Origin of the sequence: Draconibacterium mangrovi (assembly GCF_010586825.1) — a bacterium.
In the GTDB taxonomy this organism is placed as follows: Bacteria; Bacteroidota; Bacteroidia; order Bacteroidales; family Prolixibacteraceae; genus Draconibacterium; species Draconibacterium mangrovi.
In genome coordinates, this window is record NZ_JAAAGB010000004.1 from 398,024 (window position 1) to 421,284 (window position 23,261).

The following is a 23,261-nucleotide window of genomic DNA, read 5'->3' on the forward strand; positions in this document are numbered from 1 at the left end:
ATCATAATTTTCTAAACACTACTTTTATTGATAGTTTTGTTAAAGAGAGCAGTTTTAGTGCCTGATTTTAGTTTTATCTTCAGGGTAAAACAGCTTTAAAGTGTTTTGGATATACAATTGACAACAGGTTCGAATTAAAAGATAACGAGTGAAACGACTAATCACCATATATATTCTTGTTTGGCTTAGCTTTTTGAGTAGTGCACAGCTGGTGACCGAACCCGATTTTAGTTGGGGAAATTGCCACTATTACAATGCCAGTGTTGGAGATACCATAAAGTTTAAGGGGGAAGATATAGTGCTGCTCGGTATACATAACCACTATAACACACTGAGTATTGATAATGATACCATTGAACTGAAGGTAAGCCGGCGCAGTTTGCCGACGAGTTTAAATCGGGTGCGTGCTTTTGTTGCCGATAATCAAAATGTAAAAAAGCTGGCTTCCAATAAAGCGGCGCACGGATTATTAAAAAAGGACGCACTGATTTGTTTGTCGGATAACCAGGATTTGATGCTGGCTCCTGATTCGTTTGGTTTTCCGGTGAGTTATAACGATGGTTTTAATTGGAATATGAACGAAGATAACCATATGTTTTCGTTCCCGGGAAAAGCTTGCAACGGGGGCAATGATGAAGTGAAATCGAACGAGGGAATCGGAATTGCTTTAACCGATGCGCGGGGCATTGAAAAACACTGGTTGCTGGCCATTGAAGATAGTAAAGTTGTTTGGGTAGAAGAGCAAAAAGATGGACGCAATAGTAAAGAAGCGTGCATGCTTTTGCAGAGTAATTCAAATCCGTCGGTTTTTTATGTGTACGATCGTTTATACGCCAACACTGTTCAGGTAAAGGATGGACAGGATGTGAGAACCGGAGAGCTTTTAGGAACGGTATGGAGAGACGAAAAATGGGCTTATCTGCAACTGGCAGTGGTAAAAAGTGATACCATTCCTAATTACGAAAACAGGTATGCCAACTGCATAAATTTTTTCCCGCAGTTGTACGAGCTGTATTTTAAAAACACCTTTAATTTTACGAAATCGTTCACCCGGGGAAAAGTGGATTTTGCGCGGCAACCACAAAGTAACGGCAACCGGAAAAACCTGCTTGCCTTTGAGGAATATGCCGGTATGGGATGGGATATGGGAACCTGGAACACAACCGATAAAGTTATGTTTTGCACAAAGGGCGAACAAGGGAATGCCCGATTAAAGAAAGTACTGTTCGGGGGCTCTGATGCGGAATGTCGGAATCCGAAAAATTATTTTGAATACGAAATTAATGTGCGAAACGGTGTGTACCGGGTGCGGGCACAGGTAGGAGATGTGGAACAGGATTCGTGGCAAAAAATTGAATACGAAGGTGTTGAAGGCTCTTCCTATGACCTGGACGCAGGAGAGCTAAAATGGACATCGGAAAAAGTTGTTAGAGTAAACGACCGGCGCTTAACGGTTCGTATATATGTTGATCCAACTAACCAGAAAGTTGCCGGAATCAGTGAGATTGTATTTCAGCAAGCGTACTAAAATCTAAAGACCATTCCTGTTTTTACCTGCTCTGTTGTAAAGCTTGAGTGAAATAATGCCAGGGCCGGAAGTGCTGTACAGTGCGATGGTAAAAGTTTCTCGACTTTACTTTTCTTAAAATATTCAACGGTTTTTAGCGATTGTTTGTCTTGTTCTTTCAAATGAAAACCGCCGATTACAGCTTTAATATTATCAACTCCGGTAACCTTTTTCGCATGTTCACAAATATTACATATACCGGAATGTGAGCAGCCGGTAATCACAATCAATTCTTTATTCACAATGGCAGCCAATGCTGAGTCATCAGGGATAAAATCATCGGAACCATCTGCAAATTCAAAGCTGGTTGATTGGCTTTCAAAATCATTATTTCGTGATATTTCGCCCAAAAAGAACAGGTTTTTGGAAAGTTGTAGCGAGTCTCTGCTTTCCATTAATGTAAACTGTTTTTCAATCTCATTTTTGGTTAGTTCCAATCCTACCAGAGTGTGGTCTGTTTTTCGGTATCGTTTTGAAAAACTGTCCGGATGAGTTATCAGCGTTTTGTTTTTCAGGTATTTTAATCCGTTTCCATGGTCCCAGTGTCCGTGACTCAGAACTACCTTTTTTACCTCTTTTTCAATGTCGATATTTAGCTTTTTAGCATTTTGCAAAAAAACATCAGAATGACCGGTATCGAATAGAATTTTTTCATTATCGATCTCAACGAGGTAGGAGAGTCCATGCTCTGCGATAAATTGTCCTCCGGCTGTATTATCTGTTAAAATAGAGACTATTAACATGTTTAATGAATCGAATTATTGCTGATTTTTTCCCAAATGGTTTTTAAATTTAAACTTATTGGATGATTCGGCGCATATTCAACCAACGATTTTTCGTGTAACATGCACTCAACAAACATTTCTGAAAAAGGTATTTTTCCAACAAGCGGAATATTGTTGTCGATTAAATAGTGTTCGACTGTTGCCGTAAATTCAAGGTTTATGTCGTGTTTGTTAATGATGGCATAAATTGGAACTTTAAACGAATTAACCAGTTCCACAAGCCGTTTGGCATCGTGTAATCCTGAAACTGTTGGTTCTATCACCAGCAGAACGGCATTTGTTCCGGTTATAGATGAAATGGCAGTGCAGCCAATTCCCGGAGGCCCATCGTTTATTATAAATTGTGCTTTATTTTCCCTGGCCAGTTCTTTTGCCTTTTCTCGTATTCGTGTTACCAGTTTACCTGAATTCTCTTCGCCGGGACCCATTTTTGCGTGTACCATCAATCCAAAACGTGTGTCGGAAATAAACCACTGGTTGTTCCGGTTTTGAGTAGTTTGAATGGTGCCGACCGGGCAAAGTCGTTCGCATAAACGACAGCCTTCGCACTGATAGGGATTGATTTCAGGGAAACCAGTCTCGTTAGTAAAAATCGCTTCAAATCGACAAGCTTTCTGACAGGTTCCGCAGTTTGTACACTCTTCCTGATTGATGAATGCCAGTGAGCCGCTATCGAATGGATGCGTTTCTTTTATCTCGGGTTTTAAAATCAAATGCAAATCGGCAGCATCAACATCGTTGTCGCAAAATACAGCGTTTCGGGCCAACGAAGCCAAGGCAGCAGCAATGCTTGTTTTGCCGGCACCACCTTTTCCGCTGAGTATTGTAATTTCTTTCATTTTAGTTGATAATGGTAGCCAGTTTTGCAAGGATAGAATGATAAGCTTTTTCTACATCCACCGGTATATTTTCAAATAATTCTCCCCGCGAATAATTCTCCGCATACACTTTTGAAAATGGTATTTTACCCAGCAACGTGATGTTGTTTTCCTCTAAAAATTGATAAATAGCGTTGTTCCCCAAACCTGCTTTGTTTACAATAACGCCAAATGGTTTATGAATTTCATTTAGCAGCTCAACTGTTATTTTTAAATCGTGCAAGCCAAAGGGAGTGGGTTCGGTAACCAGAATGACGTAATTAGCTGTTGCAACGGTTTCAACAACCGGGCAACTTGTGCCGGGAGGTGCATCCAGCAACGTAATTTGTTGATTTGAATCAGCTAGCTTTTTTACACTTTTAATCAATGCCGTTTGCATGGCGGAACCAATTTTGAGCCGTCCTTCAACTATTCCGGCGCCAAAGGTTGTCCGGTAATCAGAAATGCTGCCCAGCGAATTCTGAACCGGTGTGAGCGCCTCAAACGAACAAGCCGCAAAACATGCACCGCAGGAATGGCAAAGTTCGTAATTTAATTCCGCAAATTTTAGTCTTTGAACAATGCTAATTGCATTGAATTCGCACCATTCCCCGCATTTTTTGCAATAGATACACCTTTCTTTATCAATTTCAGGAACGATGGTAAAAACCTCTTTTTCTGCTTCTTTTTTCGCTTGAGGAAAAAAGAGTATATCGTTAGGTTCTTCCACATCGCAATCGATTAATTGTATGCGGTGATAATATTTTTCAGATAAGAAATAGTACAGGTTAACCGAAACGGTTGTTTTGCCGGTACCTCCTTTACCGCTTGCTATGGCAATTTGCATATTCAATTGTGTTTAAAAAATTCCCCGGAGTGTTGCCCCGGGGAATACCGAATTAGTAGCTAACCTAACTCTGAGTGACTATGAAATCTCAGAAATGCACTAAACTTAGCATGTTTTGGACTATTGTCAGACAGCATAAAACCGCCAGATATTTCCTAATGGTCGCAGTAATTGGCCGAAAACTCGATGGTATCGTTAAGGAAACCTTGTGCCAGTTCGGATGCAGAAAGGTGCGGTGCACCCACAAAAACATTTACATTGTTGTAGTTGAAAATTTGAATGGCTTTATGGCCCATTCCTCCTGCCAGCACATCGGTAACGCCATTTTCGGCTAACCACTTAGGCAACACTCCCGGCTCGTGAGGTGGGGGAGTTACCCGTTCTTCGTTTACAATCGTTGTCTCTTCAACATCTAACAGTGCAAAGTACTTGCAGTGTCCGAAATGTCCGTCTAAAATCCCGCTTTCGTCAACAGGAACAGCAATTTTTTTTCTCATGCTTATTTCAAATTATTAATTTTCTAAAGGGCCAAATCCCCGGCCACGACCTCTCCCTTTTCCACGTCCCCAATCAATTGGTAAGTTTTCGTCGGTTGCGCGATTTCTAAATCTGAAACCTCTTCCACCTCGTCTTCCAACGTTGGCAAACTGTTCTTCATTTAATGCGGGGTTGCATCTTCCTTGTTTTCTGCCGGTTTGGGCTCCTTGTCCCATTGGTCCGGTTTTGTTTAATCCTGGCATTGTTTCTAATTGTTTTCAATTCTCGAAATCACATCTCTTACTTTCAGTTCTTCATCATTTAACTCTATCATTTGAATTTCAAATTTCTCCAGCATATCCTTGGCTTTTGGTCCAAAATGACCCGAGATGATCTGTTGCGCACCCAATTCAGCAGCCATTTCCGAAGATTTTGTACCGGCTCGGCCATTTGAGTTTTTAAAACTGTTTTCAATGAAGTTAGTTGTGTGGGTTTCTTTGTCGTACACACAAAACCAAGCCGCACGTCCAAATCGTAAATCAAATTTAGCATCTGCATTGTCTCCGGATGAAGTAATTATTGTTTTCATATAATAAACATATGTGCTTTACGAAAGTAAGTGAAATAGTTGAATTAAACAAGAAATAAATTGATCAAATGTTTATTTATAAGGTTTGGTGATTATTAGAATTGGGCACAAAAAAAATTGCAAGGCCATTGTTGATCATGGCCTTGCAATTTCTAATAAATTGAAATACAGAATAGTTAATTATTCTCCATTTCCTGTGCTTTCTTTTTTACGCGATTAGCGAGCAAAATAGTAATTATACCTGCAAAGATGGCAAAAGAACCCATTACTTTTACAACGACCAGTGCCGATGTATACGGAGAGGAAATTAGAATAATACCGAGGACTATTGAAAATATTCCGCCCCAAATCATAGAGCGTTCGCCGGTGTGGTATTTCTTTATTCGTATCCCGGTAACAACTCCGGTAATTCCGTTTATTAAAGCAACCAATCCTAAAAACCACATTAAAAAAGAAGTAGTGAGTACTGAGCTCGAAAAAGGTTTTAATACGACGATTAGTCCCGCAATTATGCTTAGGCCGCCAGTAATTAATCCCCACCACCAATTTCTTCTCACATCTTTTTGTTTGTAGGTGTTGTAAAGAGTTACAACTCCGTCAATTAGCCAGTAAATACCGAGAATAAAAATCAACGTTGTAAGCGTTGCCTGAGGGAATAGGAGTAAAACTAATCCTACGACTACTAGGACTATGCCTCGGGCCATGATAAGTTTCCATAAGCTTTCGGCAACTTTTTTGTTTGTGTTGTCTGTCATTTCTACGATTTTATTTGAGTTGGTATGTACTACAAGTTAGGGGAAATTACTGAAAGTTACCAAAGAATTATTATAATAAATACAAAAAGGTTGCCTGATACAGACAACCTTTTATGTTACGCATTTTATTGCAGAGCTATTCTACTCCTGCCTTTTCAAGGATAAGTTCCAATGGGCAGAATTTGGTGATTGATGATTGAAATAAATTCAATCCAACAAAACCTGCCAGGCCAAGCCAGTATATATTAACGAATATGGCCAATAGAATGCTTGTCAACACAAATATTCCTGCAACTGCGCGTACTATTCTCTCTTTCATCATATTATTGTTTTTTTATTGATATCTATATTAAAATGGTGATTATACAAATTTCTCAATAGCTGATATATAGGCACTTATTGGGCTTATTCCTTCAGCTTCTTCATTAAATACTTTTATTCGCTCAAGGAGTTCATTTGCTTTATCCTCCTCCAAAAAGGTAAATGAAATGAAATAGCGGTACGGATTTTTTGACGATCCAAACCAGTTGGAAATATCTGAGTGTCCATCGGCGCTTTCCATAAAACCGTCAACCGGTAATTCGCTGTACGAATTGATGTGGATGTCGCGAAAGATCTGCTCCAGCTCATGATGATAAGCTTCGGCGCTCTGAATAATTATAAATTTCATCATTTTAATTTTCCTCTTCGTTAGATAAGTTATTTTCAGTTTTCGGAGTTTCAGCTACCGGAGCTTCTTCTACCGGGTATTTTTTCTTCTCAGTCATGTAATAAATCAGCGGAACAATAACCAGCGTTAAGAATGTAGATGCAATTGTTCCACCCATTAATGAAATCGCCAATCCCTGGAAAATGGGGTCGAATAAAATCACTACAGCACCGATTACAACGGTTCCGGCAGTAAGCAGGATAGGAGTGGTTCGCACTGCACCGGCCTCGATTACTGCGTCTTTTAGCGGCGCTCCGTCTTTAAGCCGGAGGTTTATAAAGTCGATGAGCAGTATGGAGTTTCGGACCATAATTCCCGCCAGTGCAATCAATCCGATCATTGAAGTTGCTGTAAAGAAAGCTCCCATCAGCCAGTGGCCGATTAAAATACCAACCAATGAAAGCGGAATGGCAACCATCATTACAAACGGAACCGTAAAGTTCTGGAACCATCCAATGATTAACAAGTAAATTACCAACAGAACTACTGCAAATGCAGCGCCCAGATCGCGAAATACTTCGTAGGTAATTTGCCACTCACCGTCCCATTTCAGGCTGTAATTATCTTGTACAAACGGCTGTTGTGTGAACTCTTCGTTAAGCGTGTAACCTTCAGGTAGCTGGATTTTATCGAGATTGTTGCTCATATCAAGAATTCCGTATACCGGGCTTTCCAGTGCTCCTGCAATATCGGCAGTTACATAAACCACGCGTTTCTGGTTTTTACGGTAAATGCTTTTATCCTGAATTTCTTCTTTTATTTCAACAACATCGCCAAGCGCCACTTTCTGGCCGGTCATGCTCATGATATTTATTTTCTTAAGATCCTCAATGCTCGAACGTTCATCTTCAGAAAAACGTAATGCAATGCCAACCTGCTCGTGTTCTTTCTCTGCGTAAAGTTGTGTGACTTCCTGACCGCCAAGAGCCATGGCAACACTGTTTACCACTTGTTGTGTTGAAATGCCGGCCAAAGCCGCCTTTTCTTTCAATACATTAAATTTATATTCCACCTGGTCGTCTTCCACTTGCCAGTCGATATCTACCACATCCGCGGTATTGGCAAACAGGTCTTTTACCTGGTGGGCAACCTCAATTTGTTGATCGTAATCAGGACCGTAAATTTCAGCAACCAGTGTTGAAAGTACCGGTGGCCCCGGTGGAACTTCAACAACTTTTGCGTTGGCATTGAATTTTTTTGCCAGCTGCTGAATACCCGGACGCATGGCTTTTGCAATGTCGTGACTTTGCGCTTTTCGCTCAGTTTTGTCAGTAAGGTTTACCTGAATATCAGCAACATTCGAACCTCTTCGTAAATCGTAGTGACGAACCAAACCATTAAAGTTCATTGGCGAAGCGGTTCCGACGTACGACTGGTAATTTAATACCTCTTCCTGCTGAGCAATGTAGGCTGCCAGTTCTTTTGTAACGGCAGCAGTGCGCTCAAGCGTGGTTCCTTCAGGCATGTCGATAATTACCTGAAATTCATTTTTATTATCGAACGGAAGCATTTTTACGGCTACCATTTTGAAATAAACCAGTGTCATTGAAGCCAACAGGAAAAATGTGATGGTACCGATAAATGTCCAGCGTTTCCACGATGATTCCAACATCGGTTGCATCGTTTTATAGTAGATCTTGTAAATCGGCGAATTTTCAAGTTTGAATGCCTTTTTTACCTTGTCGTCTTTCTCAACAACTTTCAGTAAACGGAATGCCAGATATGGTGTAATCGTTAGTGCTACCAGCAAAGAAAAGATCATGGCGATAGAAGCTCCAATTGGCATCGGACTCATGTAAGGCCCCATTAACCCTGAAACGAAAACCATTGGCAATACAGCTGCAATTACTGTAAATGTGGCCAGAATTGTTGGGTTACCCACTTCATCGATCGAGCGTAAAGCAGCCTGAATGAACGGCAATTTTTTCATTTTAAAGTGCCGGTGCATGTTTTCGGCAATAATTATCGAGTCGTCGACCACAATACCGGTTACAAAAACCAGCGCAAAAAGTGTAATCCTGTTCAGTGTGTAATCGAGGAAATAGTAGCTGAACATGGTTAGTGCGAAAGTAATCGGTACCGACAGGAACACAACCAGTCCGCCGCGCCAACCCATGGCAAGCATTACCACAAAAGTTACGGCAATAATTGCTCCGGCAAGGTGCATCAACAGTTCCGATACTTTGTGCGACGCTGTTTCTCCGTAGTTACGGGTTACATCAACATGCACGTCTGAGGGGATAAGGTCTTTTTCAAGATGGCTGATTTTTTCCAGAATCTGGTCAGCAACTTTCATGGCATCAGCTCCACGGCGTTTCGCTACTGAAATAGTAACTGCTCCATAGTCGCCTGCAAATTCATTTTTCTTTTCATCCATCGATCCGTAACCAAAATTCACATATTGAATCGGTTCTTCAGGACCGTCAAGAATTTCGGCAACTTGTTTCAGGTAAACCGGACTTCCGTTGTGGATACCAACAACAAGGTTGGAAACATCATCTGAAGTTTGCAGAAATTCACCCGCTTCAACCAGGTATTCCACATCATTTTTATTAAAAGCACCGGTATTGAATTGCTGGTTTGCAATCTGTATTTTCTGTGCAATACTCAATGCATCAACATTGTAACGAGCCATCGCTCCGTTGTTCAGCATCACGCGGATCTGACGTGAGCGGCCACCAATTACCTTTGTTTCCGAAACATCGGTAACCTGTTCAATTTCGTTATTTACTTCCTGTGCGATTCTTTTCAACTGGTAATCGTCGTAATTCTCGCTCCAGAAAGTCAGTCCCAACACCGGCACATCGTCGATCGAACGTGTTTTAACCAAAGGCAAACTTGTTCCGTGCGGCATCTGGTCCATGTGCTTCATAATTTCGTTGTACATTTTTACCAACGAGCGTTCAATGTCTTCTCCAACATAAAACTGAACGATAAGCATGGCCTGACCCGGCATTGAGGTAGAGTATACGTATTCAACTCCCGGAATATTGGCCACCACTTTTTCGAGCGGTTGCATTACGCGGGATTCAATTTCTTTCGGGCTGGCTCCCGGGTAGCTAAAGAGGATATCGGCAATTGGTACGTCAATTTGCGGTTCCTCCTCACGGGGAGTCAGGTACGAGCTGTAAATACCGATCGCCATAAATGCGACCATCAACAGCGGCGTTAATTTTGAATTTATAAATTGTCTGGCTATTCCGCCGGCAAATCCTGTTTTCATTTTTTTTCTCTTAAATTCATTTTTTAAGTTCTGTTTAATAGACCCCCTATCGTCACTTTGTTCCGATTGTCTCCGTCGGCTGACGGAACAAGGGCTTTGCAGAAGCGACAGGGGTAATTCACTTAGGAATTACCTTTTTGTTAGTTAGAAGCTATAATTGCTCCGTCAAAAAGTTTGCTGTCAGATTTCACAACATATTGTTCTCCATCCGATAAACCTGAGATGATCTCAATTTTGTCGCCAAATGTTTTACCGGTTTTTACCCAGCGAAGCAAGGCATTTCCCGACTGACCAACAGCGTAAATTCCAACCAGCTGACCACGGTGGATCAGTGCTGATTCTGAAACCAGGATGCGTTTTTGAGTTCCATATTCAAACAACACTTCGGCATACATTCCGCTGTACAATTTTGCTGTACAGTTTTCAGGAACGTTAACTAAAACCTTTGCCATGTATTGGTTGCCGGTATTTGTTGTTGATGGATTTATTTCAATGATTTTTCCGTCCAATTCTGCATTTGCTGAAGTGAATTTCACTTTTACGGCATCGTTCAACTGAACTTTTGCGATGTCGGCTTCAGGAACGCGTGCAATTACTTTCCACTGCGACGGGCTTTCCATGCTCAACAATGGCATTCCCGGATTGGCCATGTCGCCTTCCTGAACAAATTTGGTTGTAATAACTCCGCTGTAAGGTGCACGAATCGATGCATAACGCATGTTTTCCTCCACTTCGTTTTCCATTTGTTCAACGGCAGCCAAACGTGCTTTAGCCATGTCGTAACGCGTGCGCATGTCGTCCATCTCTTTGTCCGATGCACTGTTTGCTTCGTATAGTGCTTCGTAACGTTTCAGGTCTTTTTCTGCGCTTTCGTAAGCGGTGCTTGCTTCAACTTTGCTTGCTTCAACCTGTGCTTTTTTTGCCAGAATATCCTGGTTTCTGATCTGGATCAACAGATCGCCCTGGTTTACTTTCTGACCTGGTTTTACGTAAATACGCTGAATTTGACCCATGATACGGGTGCTTAAATTACTTTGTTTATCGGCTTCCAATTTGCCCGAAAAACTATGTACTACCGGGTAATCAGCAAGGTTGGCAACAGCTGTTTGTGCTGTAACTTTTTCTTGCGATACCGTGGTGTGTTCTTTCTCTTTGTTCCCACATGAGATTGCAATTATTGATACCAATGCAATTGCAATTATGAATTTTGATTTTTGTACTAGTGTCTTCATTTTTAGTATGGCGTTTATTCGTTAATATCTTGTTCTATAAGCAATTCCATCTCAAAAATGGCTTGCTTGTAATTATAAATGGCTTGAATGTATTCTAGTTCTTTTTGTGAGGTGAGGGCTTCCGACATTAGCAGATCGGCAGTTTTTTCCAGTCCTTGTTCAAAACGGTTTGTGCGGATTCGTAATGACTCCTGAGCCTGATTTTTTGCCAGTTTGCTCGATTGGATTCGGTTATAATTGAGTTCCATTTTACGGGTAGCACGATTGATTTCTATTTGGCTTTGAGACAGGTAATCTTCGTAGTTAATTCGTGCTTCGTCCAGTTGAGCGGTTGCATGTTGAATGGCTCCTGCATTTTTATATCCACTAAACAAGCTCCAGCTTAGAGATGCTCCAACCATGTAGTTATTCGCTGAAGTTCCGAACAACGATTCGTCGTTCCATTCAAATGCTCCAAAAGCATTCAGGCGAGGAACGAATTTCATTTTGTTCGATTTAACCATGTTCTCGCCGGCCTCGATTTGTTTTTGATAAGCGAGCATGTCCGAACGGCTTTCCAGGTTTACTGAATTCCGGTCGATAATCACCTGCATTGGCGGTTGAATCAGTGAATCGGTGGTTTCAATCACTTCGCTGAATTCCATGCCCAACAGGTAAGCCAAAAAGTCGTTGGCAGTTTGTCGCTGGTTTTGCGCTTCCAGTAATTGGTTCTTGCGTTCTTCAACACGAACAGAAGCTTCAAGTACATCTGCTTCTTTAGCAAATCCCTGTGCGGCATTATTTTGTGTTAATCGTAAAGCTTCTTCTGCAACAGCTACTGATTTTTCCAGTACCTCAACTGACGACTCGGCCAGCTCCAACATGTAGTAAGCTTTTTTTACTTCGTATTTAATGTTCAGTTTAACCCTGTTATTCTGAAACGCTAAAGCATCCAGTTGATTTTTGGCTGCTTTACGGGCATAAATTCCGTCGAGGTTCAGCAATGGCTGCTGCAGCTCGATTTTTGTCTGGAAATTCTCGATACTTCCCGGATCATTCAGCAGATCAGGATTAAAATCTTGTTGCGTTACAATCTCTTGTTTCAATTTAAAACCAAAAGAATTTAGCGGGTCGTTGGTTGACATTCCGGTGTGACTCGCTTCAACTCCTGGTAAAAAAACAGAGTTTGTCATTCGGTAGCGGGCGCGTGCGGCTTCCACACGGGCTTCAGCACTTTTTACATTAAGGTTGTTTTCTTCAGCAAGGGTAATGGCCTCGCTCAAACTTAATGGTCTTGGTTGTGCCTTTACTATTGCCGGCGTTAATAACAGCAATAAAATAAGGTAATTGAATTTTTGTGTTGACATATTTGTAATCGTTTTTGATTCTTTTTTCGCCGCAAATATATGTTATTAGATGCAAATATCTACATAAATAGATATATAAATAATTGATTGATCATTTTTGAAATCTATTACGATAATAGGTTGTTGATTTGTACGACTATTAGCATTCCAAAATTTATGTAAAAGCTAAGTGTAGTAACGTATTCTGATTCTTATAGTTACTGTGAGTTGATAAATTAATTCTATGAGGCGATAAAATTGATTTAGGGGATGAATTACATAGCAATTGTGAACATTATTTCAATGTTAACTGGAATTGGTTTGAATTTGAAGGGTTTAGAAGTAGGAGAGAAGTTCCAATTTGTGTACAGAATTGGAAATAGGATGTCATCTCTGTAAAAAGACGACATCCTTATAAAAAGTTTATTGTTGCAGTGTTTAGCGGTATATTAGCAATTGCGCCCTGGTAGTGCTTAATTCTTTTTCCATTTCAAGCAATTTCTCCAGGCTGTCGTAATACACAGTCAGCTCAAATAGATACTCAGTAAGCGAAATAGAACCTTTATCCAGCGCTTTACGCAACAATTCCAAATCGTTTTGCAACGATAGCTGCTCACGAAACTGTGTAATGTTTTGCTGTATTGCGATGGCTTTGGTATGTAGCGTTTTCATCTCGTTGTAAAAACGTAGCTTTGCATCCGTCTCACGTTGTTGGGCCGCTTCGTTTTTTAACTGAGCATATTTCACCGTGTTTTTATTCTCAAACAATGGTATTGAAACGCCCACCGAAACACCCTGAAAATGTTCGCCAACTACTTTTTCGCTCATATAACCTGCATTTAGTTTGGGCAGACTTTGCGCTTTCTGCAATTGCGTGTTTTTGTCAGAAATGGCAATTTCCTGTTCTAACCAGGCCAGCACCGGATTGTTAACAGCTGCCTGCGTAGCCCACTGCTCAAAATCGTTATCGATCGGAACAGATTGAAAAGTCGTCTCCTCAAAACTGACTTCATTGCCACCGTTTAGAGTTGCCAACTGTTGCAGTAGAGTTTGTCGCTGAATCTCAATGTGGCGAAGTTCAGCTTCCGTATTCAAAAGCGTAACTTTTGCTTTGTTTTGATCCAGAATATTGGCTTCTCCGGCATTCAGTTTTGTTTCAACTGACTTTGCAATCTGGCTGGCATTTTCCTGTCGTTTTTGGTATTCCGCCCGCAGTGCATTCTGGTAAGTGAGTTCTGCACAAAATAAACGCACCTGAAGGAAAATATCCATCTTCTGCTTTTTGTACTCCAGTTCAGCCTGCTCATTTTTCATGTCTGCAATCTGGTTGCGGTAGGCATAAGCCGATGGAAAATCAAACGACTGCTGAACGCTGATATCTGTGCGGTTACCAATGGCCGAGGGATCGCCCCACAAATAATGGAACTCCACTTCAGGGTTTTGCAGTTGAATACCTGTTTTATTGCCCATTTTTTCAGCGTCAACCATTTTTCTAAGCGCCGAAAGGGTGGTGTTGCTATTCTCAATCTCGGTCAACAATGTTTCGATGCTACTTTGCGCTGACGCAAATTGGCTGAACGTTAGAATCGATATAATTGTGAATATTAGTTGTTTCATTTCGAATCCTTTTTAATGTTTCCATTTTTGCTTAAAGCATAGTAAACGATGGGCACTACATAAATATTCAGAATGGTTGATGTTAGTAAACCTCCTAAAATTACCTGTGCCATTGGGCTTTGGATTTCGTTACCCGGTAAATCGCCATTCATTGCCAACGGAATTAGCGCCAATGCAGCTGTTAGCGCCGTCATTAAAATGGGTAACAAACGGTCTTTTGATCCGTGTACCAGCGTTTCGTAAAGCTTTTCGCCCTCTTGCTCCAAACTTTGATAACGCGATACCAAAAGAATCCCGTTTCGTGTAGCGATACCAAAAAGTGTTATAAAGCCAATAATTGCCGGAATACTCAGCATCCCGGAAGTAAGCATGATGGCAAAAATTCCACCGATCAATGCCAGCGGTAAATTCAGCAAAATGATACCTGCCAGTTTAAAGTTTTTGAATTCCTGGAATAAAAGCAGGAAAATGACAAAAAGTGCGGCAATAGAAGTGAGCAGCAACATACGTGAAGCTTTTTCCTCACTTTCAAACTGTCCGCCATATTCCACACGATAACCTTCCGGCAAGTCGATATTCTCGTTTACACTTTGTTTGATCGCTTCAACCACACTGTGCAAATCGCGACCGGCAACGTTGGCGGAAATTACCAGTTTACGTTTTACATTTTCGCGACTGATGGAATTTGGTCCGCTGGCCGAAACAATTTCTGCTACCTGGTTAAGTGGTACTTTTTTCCCATCGTAAGTATCGATCAGTGCATTTTTAATGCCTTCCAGCTGGTCGGTGTAATCGGTTTTGTAACGAAGCAGCAAATCGTATGTTTGTTGTCCCGCGTAAATGTCAGCCATTTTTTCACCACCGAGTGCTATATCAACAAATTCGTTGAATTCATGAATTGAAATGCCATAAAAAGCCAGCATATCACGATTTGGACGAATTTGAATCTGTGGAATTTCAACCTGCTGTTCAACGTTCACGTCTACCAGACCATCGATATCAACAATGTGTGCTTTAATATCGTTACCCATTTGGAACATGCGGTTTAGATCGGAGCCAAACAGTTTAATGGCAATGTTGGCGCGGGTTCCCGAAAGCATGTGGTCGATGCGGTGCCCCAAAGGCTGCCCAACGGTAAAGGCAATTCCCGGAATTCCGTAAAGTTTGCTGCGAACATCTTGCAAAAATGTCTCCAGTTCGCGGTCGTTCAGTGTAAAATTCACATCAATTTCGGCACTGTTGGTACTTTGCGAGTGTGTGTCCAGTTCGCCACGTCCGGTTCGTCGGGCAGTGCTGCTAACTTCTGGAATGGAAAGCATCTCGGTTTCAACGAGTGAACCCAGTTTGTCGCTTTCTTCCAGAGATGTACCTGGTTGTGTTATAACCGATAGCGTTAAGGCACCTTCGTTAAATTCGGGTAAGAAACTACGCCCAAAACCCGAGAAAATAAACAGCGAAACCACAAACAAACCGAGAATCGGGAATATCACCACTTTTTTGTGGTTCAGCACCCAAACCAACGAACGTTCGTAGCCTGCCGAAAGGTTTCGTGCCAGCCAGCTTTCTTTTGATTTTCGGGATAAATAGTTGTCGCCCGACAGCATCATTTTTGAAAGCAGAGGCGTTAATGTCATGGCAACAATCAGCGACATAAACAACGAAACAATGTAAGCAATACCAAGCGGTTTTAGCATGCGGCCCTCCATTCCCGAAAGGAAAAATAGCGGCATAAATGCAACGATAATAATGAGGGTTGCATTTAAAATGGAAGCCCTGATTTCTTTTGAGGCTTCGTAAACCACAGTGAAAGAACTTTGCCGTTCGCCTTTTGGTAACAGGAAATTTTGCCGAAGACGTTTGTATACGTTCTCCACATCGATAATGGCATCGTCAACCAGCGAACCAATGGCGATGGTCATACCACCCAAACTCATGGTGTTGATATTAAGCCCAAGCAGGTTCAGTACAATCACCGACCCGAGTAAAGAAAGCGGAATTGCAAGCAGTGAAATCACTGTTGTTCTAAAACTTCCCAAAAACAAAAACAGGATGACGATAACCAGCACGGCACCTTCCAACAGCGCACGTTGTACGTTATTAACCGAAGTTTCGATAAAATCCGCCTGACGAAAAATTTTTGTATTTATGGTTACATCGGGCGGCAGCGTGGCTTTCATAGCCTCCAGTTTTTGTTCGATTTTTTCTGTAACCTCGAGCGTATTGGTATTGGGCTGTTTCGAAACGGAAATAATAATCGACTTTTTTGCATTATGCGAAGCGTAGCCCATTTTAACGGCGCTGCCAATTTTTACTTCGGCAACATCGTTTACCCGAATCGGTTTCCCGTTTATTGTTTTTACGAAAGTATTTCCAAGTTCTTCGGGATTTGAGGTACGGGCCACTCCGCGAACTACATATTCGTTGCCATGCTCGCGCACGATTTTACCTGTTGAATTCTGGCTCATTTCGCGACAAGCGTTGGCCAGCTCGTTGATGGAAACGCCGTAAAAATTCATTTTTAGCGGATCGGCCAGCACCTGGTACTGTTTGTAATCGCCGCCAATAATGGTTACCTGCGAAACTCCACCTGTTGCGAGTATTACCGGCTGGATATCCCATTCGGCGATTGAACGCAGAGTCATCAGATCCGTAGAATCCGCTTGCAGGCTCATAAAAAATATTTCGCCCATAACGCTCGACTGTGGCGCCAGAATGGGGTCACCCACATTTTCAGGCATTGCTTCCTGTACGGTAATCAGTTTTTCACTAACCACCTGGCGTGCTTTGTAAACGTCGGTGCCCCAATCGAAATCGACCCACACAAATGAAAAGCCCAGACCTGAAGATGAACGTACGCGACGTACGCCCATGGCTCCGTTTACTGCTGTTTCAATGGGGTAGGTAACCAGGCGCTCCACTTCTTCGGGAGCCATTCCATGTGCATCGGTCATTACAATTACGGTAGGCGCCGTAAGGTCGGGAAACACGTCAATATCCATATTTTTAGCCGTGTATACGCCGAACACCACCAGAACCACCGAGCACAAAATAATAAGGTATTTGTTGTTCAGCGAGAACTTTATAATATTGTTAATCATAGTGATTGTCTTTTAGTGAACATGTCCGGCATGCGGATCCAAAGCTCCGGTTGATTTTGCCAGTTTTACCTGCATTGCACCTTGTGTTACAATTCGCTCATCGGCATTCAATCCCGCTGTTATTTCGGTTCGCAAACCATCGATTCCACCGATTTTTACCTCGCGTTTTTCGAACATTTCGGGTGTTACCTGTACAAAAACATAGTAAATGCCTTGCTCTTCCAGCAATGCAGTGTTCGGAACGGTAATCGCTTTTGAATTAGTCATTGTTTTCAGAAATACTTCAACAAAAGTGCCCGGTGCAAAACCCGCACGATTTCCTATTTCCAGACTTACCGGAAACAGGTACGAATCATCGTTTGCCGACTTTCCATAAGAAAGGATCTTCCCGTTTAACTCATCCAGCGTGTATGTTTTTTTGTCGTGTATGGTGGTGATGTTGGCCGTATTTATAGATGGCAACAACGATAGATATTTTTGTTGCACCTGCGCGGTAAGCAACAATTTGTTGTTTTGACTGATGCTCACCAAGGGCTGGCCGGCAGCCACATATTGTCCGTTACTCACAAAAATCTGTTTCACAAAACCGCTCATTTTACTCTTCACCATTTGACCGGATTCATTGAAGTTCTTCGACAAATTTTCGTAAACAGCTTTACTGGTTTCGTAGGCATTTTTTGCATTCAACAATTCCTGCTCCGTTACCAGACGATCTTTTACCAGCTCTGACTTACGCTCGTAATTGGCTTTGCTGGTTTCATAATTGCTTTTGGCTTCAGCCAATTGAACCACAAAGTTGTTTTCGGCCATTTCGCTCGAAGAAATCGTGAAAAGTTTTTCGCCATTGGCAACTTGTTTTCCTTCAACCAAATTGTTGTTGGTAAACAATACCAAACCGGAAGCTTTGGCAGCAATAATCTCTTCTTCGCCGCGTGCAGGTTCAATTTTTGCTACTGTTTTTATTGCTGGCCCGAATTCCTGTTCCAGTGGCAAAGCCGTTGCAAAATCAATCTTCCACGATTGTTCTTTTGTGAATACGGTGGCATTTACTGCCGAAGGCTCATCTCCGTGATCGTGATGGTTGTGGAGTTCTTCATCGTTGGCAAAAACGTCCACATCGGGAACGATTACCTCAAACTGTTCGCCTTCGGTTTCGATATTAAAATACAATTTGCCTTCACCCGCAGTAGTAGGCTCAAGTTCGAAGCTGTAAATGCCTTTCCGAAGCGGTTCATTCAGCGTTTGGCTTACCGTTTTATCATTTACGACAAGTTTTGCCGTTATTTTTCCTGCTTCTAGCGGTTTAAAATTATCGAGAAAAGTAAAATGTGCCAGGATATCAGCGTGTTCGCCAGTTATCATGGCATCGGCTTCAGCAAACAATTCAAAATCGCTGCTGTATGTGGTATACTGAATTTTCTCGTGTTCGTGTTCACTTTCTGCTGCTTCCGCTTCGTGTTCGTGATCGTGTTCAGCTTCGCTACTACGGGGTGAGTTTTGATGGCATGAAAACAAAAGAAAAGCGATTGATGCCACCCATAAATATTTCAATTTCATTTTTTATTGCTATTTAATTTTCCAAAAAATAATAACCAGAGTTTTGATTCAACAGAATCTGAATAGAATCGGGGTAGGAAAATTAAACTACAGGAGGAGCACGAAGCCCCTTCGTGGAAGTGTAAATGTTTGTGGGTAGGGGAATGGTCCCTTCAATGTGGTATTGCCAGTTACTTTTGTCAATATCCAAATTGGCATTAAACAGGCCGGTTATCAGCAACGAGCAGTATGTGTGTTGCAGCGTGGTAATAATTAGTGGCTGGTCGGCTCTGATTTGTTTCCCCGGAAGTACCAGCAGGTTGTGAAGTGCGCAGTCAGTCGATTCACCTTCGGAATGGTCGTGCGTACAACTTGCTGTCTGAGCAGATGTTTCATGATGGTGATAAAAACACTTACATTCGGATGTTTCGATAACTGCCTGCCCGCTGTGCAAATGATGCGGGATAAAAGCATGCGACAGTATAATCGCTCCTGCAAAAATCAGTAAAAAACTTCCGATATGATTTATAGTTTTTTTCAAGCTCTAATCGTTTAGTTCTATTCCGAGGAAAACAAAAATAATAAAAAGTAGCAGAAAAGGGGCTTTTTGTTTCTCTTAACAAAAATTACAGCTGTTCGATAGCACGTGCAAGCTTATCTTTAATGAGGTGAGCAATTGGTTCGATAGATGAATTGTCAACAGCCATCATTGATGCAACCGGATCGATGGCAGAAACCATAATTTTGCCTGGTTGCGACGATTCCTGAACCACAACATTACAGGGCAGCATTAATCCGATATGTTCTTCTGCTTTCAGTGCTTCAAATGCGTTTGGCGGATTGCAGGCACCAAGAATTTTGTATTTTCTGAAATCCACATCCAGTTTCTCTTTTAGTTTTTCGTGAATATCAATTTCTGATAATACTCCAAAGCCTTCTTTTTTAAGTTCTTCTTTAACTTTTTCTACTGCTGAATCAAAGTCAGTTTCAATGGTTGTTTCAATATAATACTTCATCTCTTAATATTTTAAAGTGTGTTGCTTTATACGCTTATAAAACCATGCCATTCCTAACAGGTTTGGTTAGCGTATTGTTTACGTGGCGTTTCGTAAAATAGTTGACATTTGTTTGTAGAAATATTTCGACAAACTGTGAATTTTGGCCACAAAAAAGGGTTTCACAACTAATGAAACCCTCTCTTTTTATTCAATAGAAAATTAATGCATATGTCCTTCGTGTCCTTCTTCGGATTTAGTTTCGGCAGCACGGTCGTATTTGCAACAGCCTGGAAGTTTGTCGTAAACTTCGTCTTTTGCTTTGTGCATATCGGTGTCGTGACCAACAGCAGCAACGGCCATGTGAACTTTGTGGATGTTGGTTTTTGCATCATCGAAAGTCACTTCAAGCATTTTGGTTTCTTTGTTCCAATCTGCTTTCGAAACACCTTCAACTGCGTTAACAGCTTTTTCAATGCGGGTTTCGCACATTCCGCAGTTTCCGTAAACTTTAATTTTCTCCGTTTTATTTCCTGCAAAAACGGTAAATGCGCCCATCATAAAAAGGGCTACTAAACTTAAAACTTTTGTTTTCATTCTATTAAAATTTTAATGGTTAATAAATTAAATATCATTTTATGATTTCCCGGGTTTCCCCGCAACTCAGCATCATATCTCCGAAATAGGGATTTCGGATTTCCTTTTCAGCGCTAAACCAATAGGCTCCCTGGTCGCCGTTGGCCATCGGGCAGTACTGGTAATAAGTAGTGTCGTTATCCAAACCGAACATTTTCAGACTTTTGTAGAACGCCTGGTTAAATGTGGCGTATTCTAATCTTTGCTCATCAATGTTGGTGCTGTTGCCAATTTTTTGTAATGATGGTTTCAAAACATTTAGTTGATCCATCCAGGCCATATGTGTATCGCCTTTCAACAATTCCATTTTAATAGCTGCAAGAGCTTTGAAGGTGTTCTTTGCTTCCGCACTTACTTTGGCTGCATCTGTTGCAATAAAAGCCTCATTCATTTTTAGGTAGTCCTCGTAAAATGCGGTAAGTTGTTTTACAAATGCCGGATCAACTTCTACTGATTCAATCGTTACATTTTGCTCGTCGTTGCCCATGTCCATTCCACCGTGGTTGTGACCTGTTGGGGCAGTGCCTCCTTCGGGGCTCATCATACTTGGTTTGCCTGCCAGCTGTGCCGCCGCATCAATACTAAATGTCCCGTTAACAGCAATTTCTTCGCCTATCTGAAGGCCGTTTTCAATAACATAACTTTCGCCAAGGGCAGGGCCGAGGTCCACCTCGCGCATATTAAAATACACGCCCTGGTCGGTTTCCGATTTTACATAAACTACCGAGCGTTCACCCGTCCACATTACAGCTGTTTTCGGTACCACAACAGCATCGGTTTGTGGCAATTTTGCGTCCACTTTCCCCGATACGAACATTTCAGGTTTCAGTTTTAAGCCCTTATTGGATTGAACAATGCGCGCTTTGGCAACTCTTGTTCTTGGATTGATAACCGGATCGAGGTAATCGATAGTTCCTTCAAATGTTTCACCCGGCAGCGACTCGATCGTATAACTTACTTTATCGCCTTTTTTAATCCACGGCAAGTCCGATTCATACACATCAAAAAGTACCCAAACTCGTGAAAGGTCAGCAATCTCGTAAATCGCTTGCCCCCTTCGAACATAGTCGCCGGTGTTAACTTTTTTTAGTGTTATATATCCAGAAACTTCAGCCATTACATCAAATGTTTGTTGTGCTGTTCCGGATGCTAAAACCTGATTGATCTGCTCGTCGGTAAGTTTCCAGTTTTTTAGTTTTTCTTTGGAAGCCTCGAAAAGCTGTGGTTGCGAATCTTTTATTTTTTGTGCTTCAAACAACTCTTCCTGCGCGGTTACTAAATCGGGTGAATAAACTGAGGCGATCACCTGTCCTTTTTTTACATAATCGCCGGTAAAATTTACCATCAAATCCTCAATTCTGCCCGGAATATGCGACGATTGTGAAAAGATCAGGCGTTCATCTTCCTGTACTTTCCCGTTGAGCCGTACAACTTTCAGCGGTTCTGATGAGCCAACAACCGCTGTTTGAATATTTGCCAATTGCATGGCCGTGGCCGACATACTTACCGCATTCGGATCGATTTCACTGTTTTGCTCTCCTTCCAGTGGAATTAAATCCATGCCGCAGATAGGGCAGTCGCCGGGTTCGTGCTGACGAATTTGCGGGTGCATAGAGCAGGTCCAGGTTGTTTCGCCTGCAACTTCTTCAGCACTGTGTTCGTGCTGATGTTCCTCAGTTACTGTGCTTTCTGAGCCACCAAATATCAACCACCCCAGCAACAATCCAATTGCCAGTGTTGACAGAACTATTAATATTGTTTTTCTATTTGTATGCATCGTTAATATGTTTTTGCGGTGATGTAATTGATTTTTGCCACAGCGGTTTGGTACTGAGATTCTGCCATGGCTTTCATTTTTTCGTATTTAAGCAGTTGTTGCTGCATGCGTAAAACTTCCTCAAAATCTTTTCCCGAATTTCCGTAGGCGCTAAACAGAAGGTTCAGCGTTTGTCCGGTTTCAAGGATTTGTTCCTCGTACAAATCGATTAAATCTTTTTGCTGCTGAATCTGAAACCAAACAGACTCATATCCCGAGGTAAGCGAATTGATGGTTTCCTCTTTTTGAAAAGAGTATTGTTCCTGCATCAGTTGCGCCTCTTTTTCTGCTGCTCTGTACTTTTTTCTGAAAATTGGAATACTAACCGAAACCATAGGCATGAATATGTTCTTGCCATTGTCTTTTACTTCCATATCGGTGCGTTTTCCAACAATTGCGTAATCCAGACCAACACCTACTTTCGGAAGTCCCTGCCTTTGTGCAGCCAGTTCACTTTTTTCGCTTGCCTGTTGTTTTAGATCGATTGCGTCAAGCATTGGATTGTTGGTCAGTAAAGAATCTCTCCTGAAATTTTCAGGCAACAATTCCATGGCCAGCGAATCCTGAAGAACCACAGCCTCGTTCTCGTCTCTGTTAAGCAAGTTATTGAATGCAACTAGCAAGGGTTTTTCCTTTTTATTCAGAATACCAAGATTGGTTTCTGCATCTTTCAGCATAATATCAACCCGTAATACATCGGTCATTGGCGAAACTCCGTTTTTGAATTTCGAGTTGGCAATGGTTTTATACGATTGCAGAATTTCGATATTTCTCTGTTCAATTGCTTTTAACCGGCCCAACTCAATCAATGGGTAATAAGCTTCCGAAACGCTGTAATAAAGTCGGTTGCGTGCATCGAGAAATGCCTGGTATTTTGCATCGGCCATCAACGAAGCAGCATCAGCCTGGGCTTCCAAAGTTCCAAACCATGGGAACATCTGGCTCAACGAGAATTTTGCCCGTTGCGGTCCAACACGCGTTTCTACCGGCGAAATAAAATAGCCGAAAGAAAAGGTTGGATCGGGCAATGAACTTACCTGCGGTACTTTTTGCAGGGCAGCTTCAAAATCCTTGTATTTGGCCTGCAGCCCGGGATTATTTTCGGCAGCAACCTGGAAATAATCTTCCAGCGTTTGAGCGTTTGCTGCAAATCCTGCCACAAATAATGAAATGAATAGTATAATCGTAGTTTTCATG

General features: G+C 41.8%; 21 protein-coding genes. 1 reads left to right on the plus strand and 20 read right to left on the minus strand.

Annotated elements, in window-relative coordinates; genetic code table 11:
• Nucleotides 1-148 precede the first annotated feature (148 nt).
• Nucleotides 149-1,528, plus strand: coding sequence for a hypothetical protein (locus tag G4420_RS13250; protein ID WP_163324179.1), 1,380 nt, complete (start codon nucleotides 149-151; stop codon nucleotides 1,526-1,528).
• Here G4420_RS13250 and G4420_RS13255 read toward each other — a convergent pair.
• From G4420_RS13255 to G4420_RS13350, 20 genes are all read right to left on the minus strand, one after another.
• Nucleotides 1,525-2,310, minus strand: coding sequence for an MBL fold metallo-hydrolase (locus G4420_RS13255; RefSeq protein ID WP_163324181.1), 786 nt, complete (start codon nucleotides 2,308-2,310; stop codon nucleotides 1,525-1,527). The two genes, G4420_RS13250 and G4420_RS13255, sit on opposite strands and share 4 nt — an antisense overlap.
• 2 nt (nucleotides 2,311-2,312) lie before the next feature.
• The gene (locus G4420_RS13260; RefSeq protein WP_163324183.1) at nucleotides 2,313-3,191 is read right to left on the minus strand and encodes a nucleotide-binding protein; all 879 of its coding nucleotides are present in this window, start codon (nucleotides 3,189-3,191) and stop codon (nucleotides 2,313-2,315) included.
• Between the two features lies 1 nt (nucleotide 3,192).
• Nucleotides 3,193-4,056 (minus strand): nucleotide-binding protein, encoded by an 864-nt coding sequence (locus G4420_RS13265; RefSeq protein ID WP_246241632.1) that lies wholly within the window; start codon nucleotides 4,054-4,056, stop codon nucleotides 3,193-3,195.
• 155 nt (nucleotides 4,057-4,211) lie between these two features.
• Complete coding sequence (locus tag G4420_RS13270; RefSeq protein ID WP_163324187.1) at nucleotides 4,212-4,553, minus strand: NifB/NifX family molybdenum-iron cluster-binding protein; 342 nt, start codon at nucleotides 4,551-4,553, stop codon at nucleotides 4,212-4,214.
• A 15-nt stretch (nucleotides 4,554-4,568) separates the two neighbouring features.
• Nucleotides 4,569-4,796, minus strand: a complete 228-nt coding sequence (locus G4420_RS13275; RefSeq protein WP_163324189.1) for a DUF5320 domain-containing protein — start codon at nucleotides 4,794-4,796, stop codon at nucleotides 4,569-4,571.
• Between the two features lie 5 nt (nucleotides 4,797-4,801).
• The gene (locus G4420_RS13280; RefSeq protein WP_163324190.1) at nucleotides 4,802-5,122 is read right to left on the minus strand and encodes a NifB/NifX family molybdenum-iron cluster-binding protein; all 321 of its coding nucleotides are present in this window, start codon (nucleotides 5,120-5,122) and stop codon (nucleotides 4,802-4,804) included.
• 176 nt (nucleotides 5,123-5,298) lie between these two features.
• Complete coding sequence (locus G4420_RS13285; RefSeq protein WP_045033092.1) at nucleotides 5,299-5,877, minus strand: HdeD family acid-resistance protein; 579 nt, start codon at nucleotides 5,875-5,877, stop codon at nucleotides 5,299-5,301.
• 136 nt (nucleotides 5,878-6,013) lie between these two features.
• On the minus strand, nucleotides 6,014-6,199 hold the full coding sequence (locus G4420_RS13290; protein ID WP_163324192.1) for a YgaP family membrane protein: 186 nt from the start codon (nucleotides 6,197-6,199) through the stop codon (nucleotides 6,014-6,016).
• Between the two features lie 39 nt (nucleotides 6,200-6,238).
• Complete coding sequence (locus tag G4420_RS13295; protein ID WP_163324194.1) at nucleotides 6,239-6,550, minus strand: hypothetical protein; 312 nt, start codon at nucleotides 6,548-6,550, stop codon at nucleotides 6,239-6,241.
• Nucleotide 6,551: 1 nt separating this feature from the next.
• Entirely contained in the window at nucleotides 6,552-9,809 is a 3,258-nt protein-coding gene (locus tag G4420_RS13300) for an efflux RND transporter permease subunit (RefSeq protein ID WP_163324196.1), read from the minus strand.
• Between the two features lie 140 nt (nucleotides 9,810-9,949).
• The gene (locus tag G4420_RS13305; RefSeq protein WP_163324198.1) at nucleotides 9,950-11,041 is read right to left on the minus strand and encodes an efflux RND transporter periplasmic adaptor subunit; all 1,092 of its coding nucleotides are present in this window, start codon (nucleotides 11,039-11,041) and stop codon (nucleotides 9,950-9,952) included.
• A gap of 14 nt (nucleotides 11,042-11,055) precedes the next feature.
• Nucleotides 11,056-12,387, minus strand: a complete 1,332-nt coding sequence (locus G4420_RS13310; RefSeq protein WP_163324200.1) for a TolC family protein — start codon at nucleotides 12,385-12,387, stop codon at nucleotides 11,056-11,058.
• 417 nt (nucleotides 12,388-12,804) lie between these two features.
• On the minus strand, nucleotides 12,805-13,983 hold the full coding sequence (locus tag G4420_RS13315; protein WP_163324202.1) for a TolC family protein: 1,179 nt from the start codon (nucleotides 13,981-13,983) through the stop codon (nucleotides 12,805-12,807).
• A complete protein-coding gene (locus G4420_RS13320; RefSeq protein ID WP_163324204.1) occupies nucleotides 13,980-17,081 on the minus strand; it encodes an efflux RND transporter permease subunit in 3,102 nt (1,033 codons plus the stop codon). The genes G4420_RS13315 and G4420_RS13320 overlap by 4 nt, the downstream gene beginning before the upstream one ends.
• A 12-nt stretch (nucleotides 17,082-17,093) precedes the next feature.
• Entirely contained in the window at nucleotides 17,094-18,638 is a 1,545-nt protein-coding gene (locus tag G4420_RS13325; RefSeq protein WP_163324206.1) for an efflux RND transporter periplasmic adaptor subunit, read from the minus strand.
• A gap of 82 nt (nucleotides 18,639-18,720) precedes the next feature.
• Complete coding sequence (locus tag G4420_RS13330) at nucleotides 18,721-19,158, minus strand: hypothetical protein (protein ID WP_163324208.1); 438 nt, start codon at nucleotides 19,156-19,158, stop codon at nucleotides 18,721-18,723.
• 85 nt (nucleotides 19,159-19,243) lie between these two features.
• Complete coding sequence (locus G4420_RS13335; RefSeq protein ID WP_163324210.1) at nucleotides 19,244-19,633, minus strand: DUF302 domain-containing protein; 390 nt, start codon at nucleotides 19,631-19,633, stop codon at nucleotides 19,244-19,246.
• Nucleotides 19,634-19,834: 201 nt separating this feature from the next.
• Entirely contained in the window at nucleotides 19,835-20,209 is a 375-nt protein-coding gene (locus tag G4420_RS13340; RefSeq protein ID WP_163324212.1) for a heavy-metal-associated domain-containing protein, read from the minus strand.
• Between the two features lie 34 nt (nucleotides 20,210-20,243).
• Nucleotides 20,244-22,025: an efflux RND transporter periplasmic adaptor subunit gene (locus tag G4420_RS13345; RefSeq protein WP_163324213.1), complete on the minus strand. Its 1,782-nt coding sequence runs from the start codon at nucleotides 22,023-22,025 to the stop codon at nucleotides 20,244-20,246.
• Between the two features lie 2 nt (nucleotides 22,026-22,027).
• Nucleotides 22,028-23,260, minus strand: coding sequence for a TolC family protein (locus tag G4420_RS13350; RefSeq protein ID WP_163324215.1), 1,233 nt, complete (start codon nucleotides 23,258-23,260; stop codon nucleotides 22,028-22,030).
• Nucleotide 23,261: the final 1 nt, after the last annotated feature.

Bases quoted from the DNA above. Each gene is read 5' to 3' on its own strand.
- G4420_RS13320 (WP_163324204.1), bottom strand. From the start codon at position 17,081: ATGATTAACAATATTATAAAGTTCTCGCTGAACAACAAATACCTTATT.
- G4420_RS13255 (WP_163324181.1), bottom strand. From the start codon at position 2,310: ATGTTAATAGTCTCTATTTTAACAGATAATACAGCCGGAGGACAATTT.
- G4420_RS13260 (WP_163324183.1), bottom strand. From the start codon at position 3,191: ATGAAAGAAATTACAATACTCAGCGGAAAAGGTGGTGCCGGCAAAACA.
- G4420_RS13350 (WP_163324215.1), bottom strand. From the start codon at position 23,260: ATGAAAACTACGATTATACTATTCATTTCATTATTTGTGGCAGGATTT.
- G4420_RS13335 (WP_163324210.1), bottom strand. From the start codon at position 19,633: ATGAAGTATTATATTGAAACAACCATTGAAACTGACTTTGATTCAGCA.
- G4420_RS13305 (WP_163324198.1), bottom strand. From the start codon at position 11,041: ATGAAGACACTAGTACAAAAATCAAAATTCATAATTGCAATTGCATTG.
- G4420_RS13325 (WP_163324206.1), bottom strand. From the start codon at position 18,638: ATGAAATTGAAATATTTATGGGTGGCATCAATCGCTTTTCTTTTGTTT.
- G4420_RS13270 (WP_163324187.1), bottom strand. From the start codon at position 4,553: ATGAGAAAAAAAATTGCTGTTCCTGTTGACGAAAGCGGGATTTTAGAC.
- G4420_RS13265 (WP_246241632.1), bottom strand. From the start codon at position 4,056: ATGCAAATTGCCATAGCAAGCGGTAAAGGAGGTACCGGCAAAACAACC.
- G4420_RS13290 (WP_163324192.1), bottom strand. From the start codon at position 6,199: ATGATGAAAGAGAGAATAGTACGCGCAGTTGCAGGAATATTTGTGTTG.
- G4420_RS13310 (WP_163324200.1), bottom strand. From the start codon at position 12,387: ATGTCAACACAAAAATTCAATTACCTTATTTTATTGCTGTTATTAACG.
- G4420_RS13315 (WP_163324202.1), bottom strand. From the start codon at position 13,983: ATGAAACAACTAATATTCACAATTATATCGATTCTAACGTTCAGCCAA.
- G4420_RS13280 (WP_163324190.1), bottom strand. From the start codon at position 5,122: ATGAAAACAATAATTACTTCATCCGGAGACAATGCAGATGCTAAATTT.
- G4420_RS13275 (WP_163324189.1), bottom strand. From the start codon at position 4,796: ATGCCAGGATTAAACAAAACCGGACCAATGGGACAAGGAGCCCAAACC.
- G4420_RS13340 (WP_163324212.1), bottom strand. From the start codon at position 20,209: ATGAAAACAAAAGTTTTAAGTTTAGTAGCCCTTTTTATGATGGGCGCA.
- G4420_RS13295 (WP_163324194.1), bottom strand. From the start codon at position 6,550: ATGATGAAATTTATAATTATTCAGAGCGCCGAAGCTTATCATCATGAG.
- G4420_RS13285 (WP_045033092.1), bottom strand. From the start codon at position 5,877: ATGACAGACAACACAAACAAAAAAGTTGCCGAAAGCTTATGGAAACTT.
- G4420_RS13345 (WP_163324213.1), bottom strand. From the start codon at position 22,025: ATGCATACAAATAGAAAAACAATATTAATAGTTCTGTCAACACTGGCA.
- G4420_RS13300 (WP_163324196.1), bottom strand. From the start codon at position 9,809: ATGAAAACAGGATTTGCCGGCGGAATAGCCAGACAATTTATAAATTCA.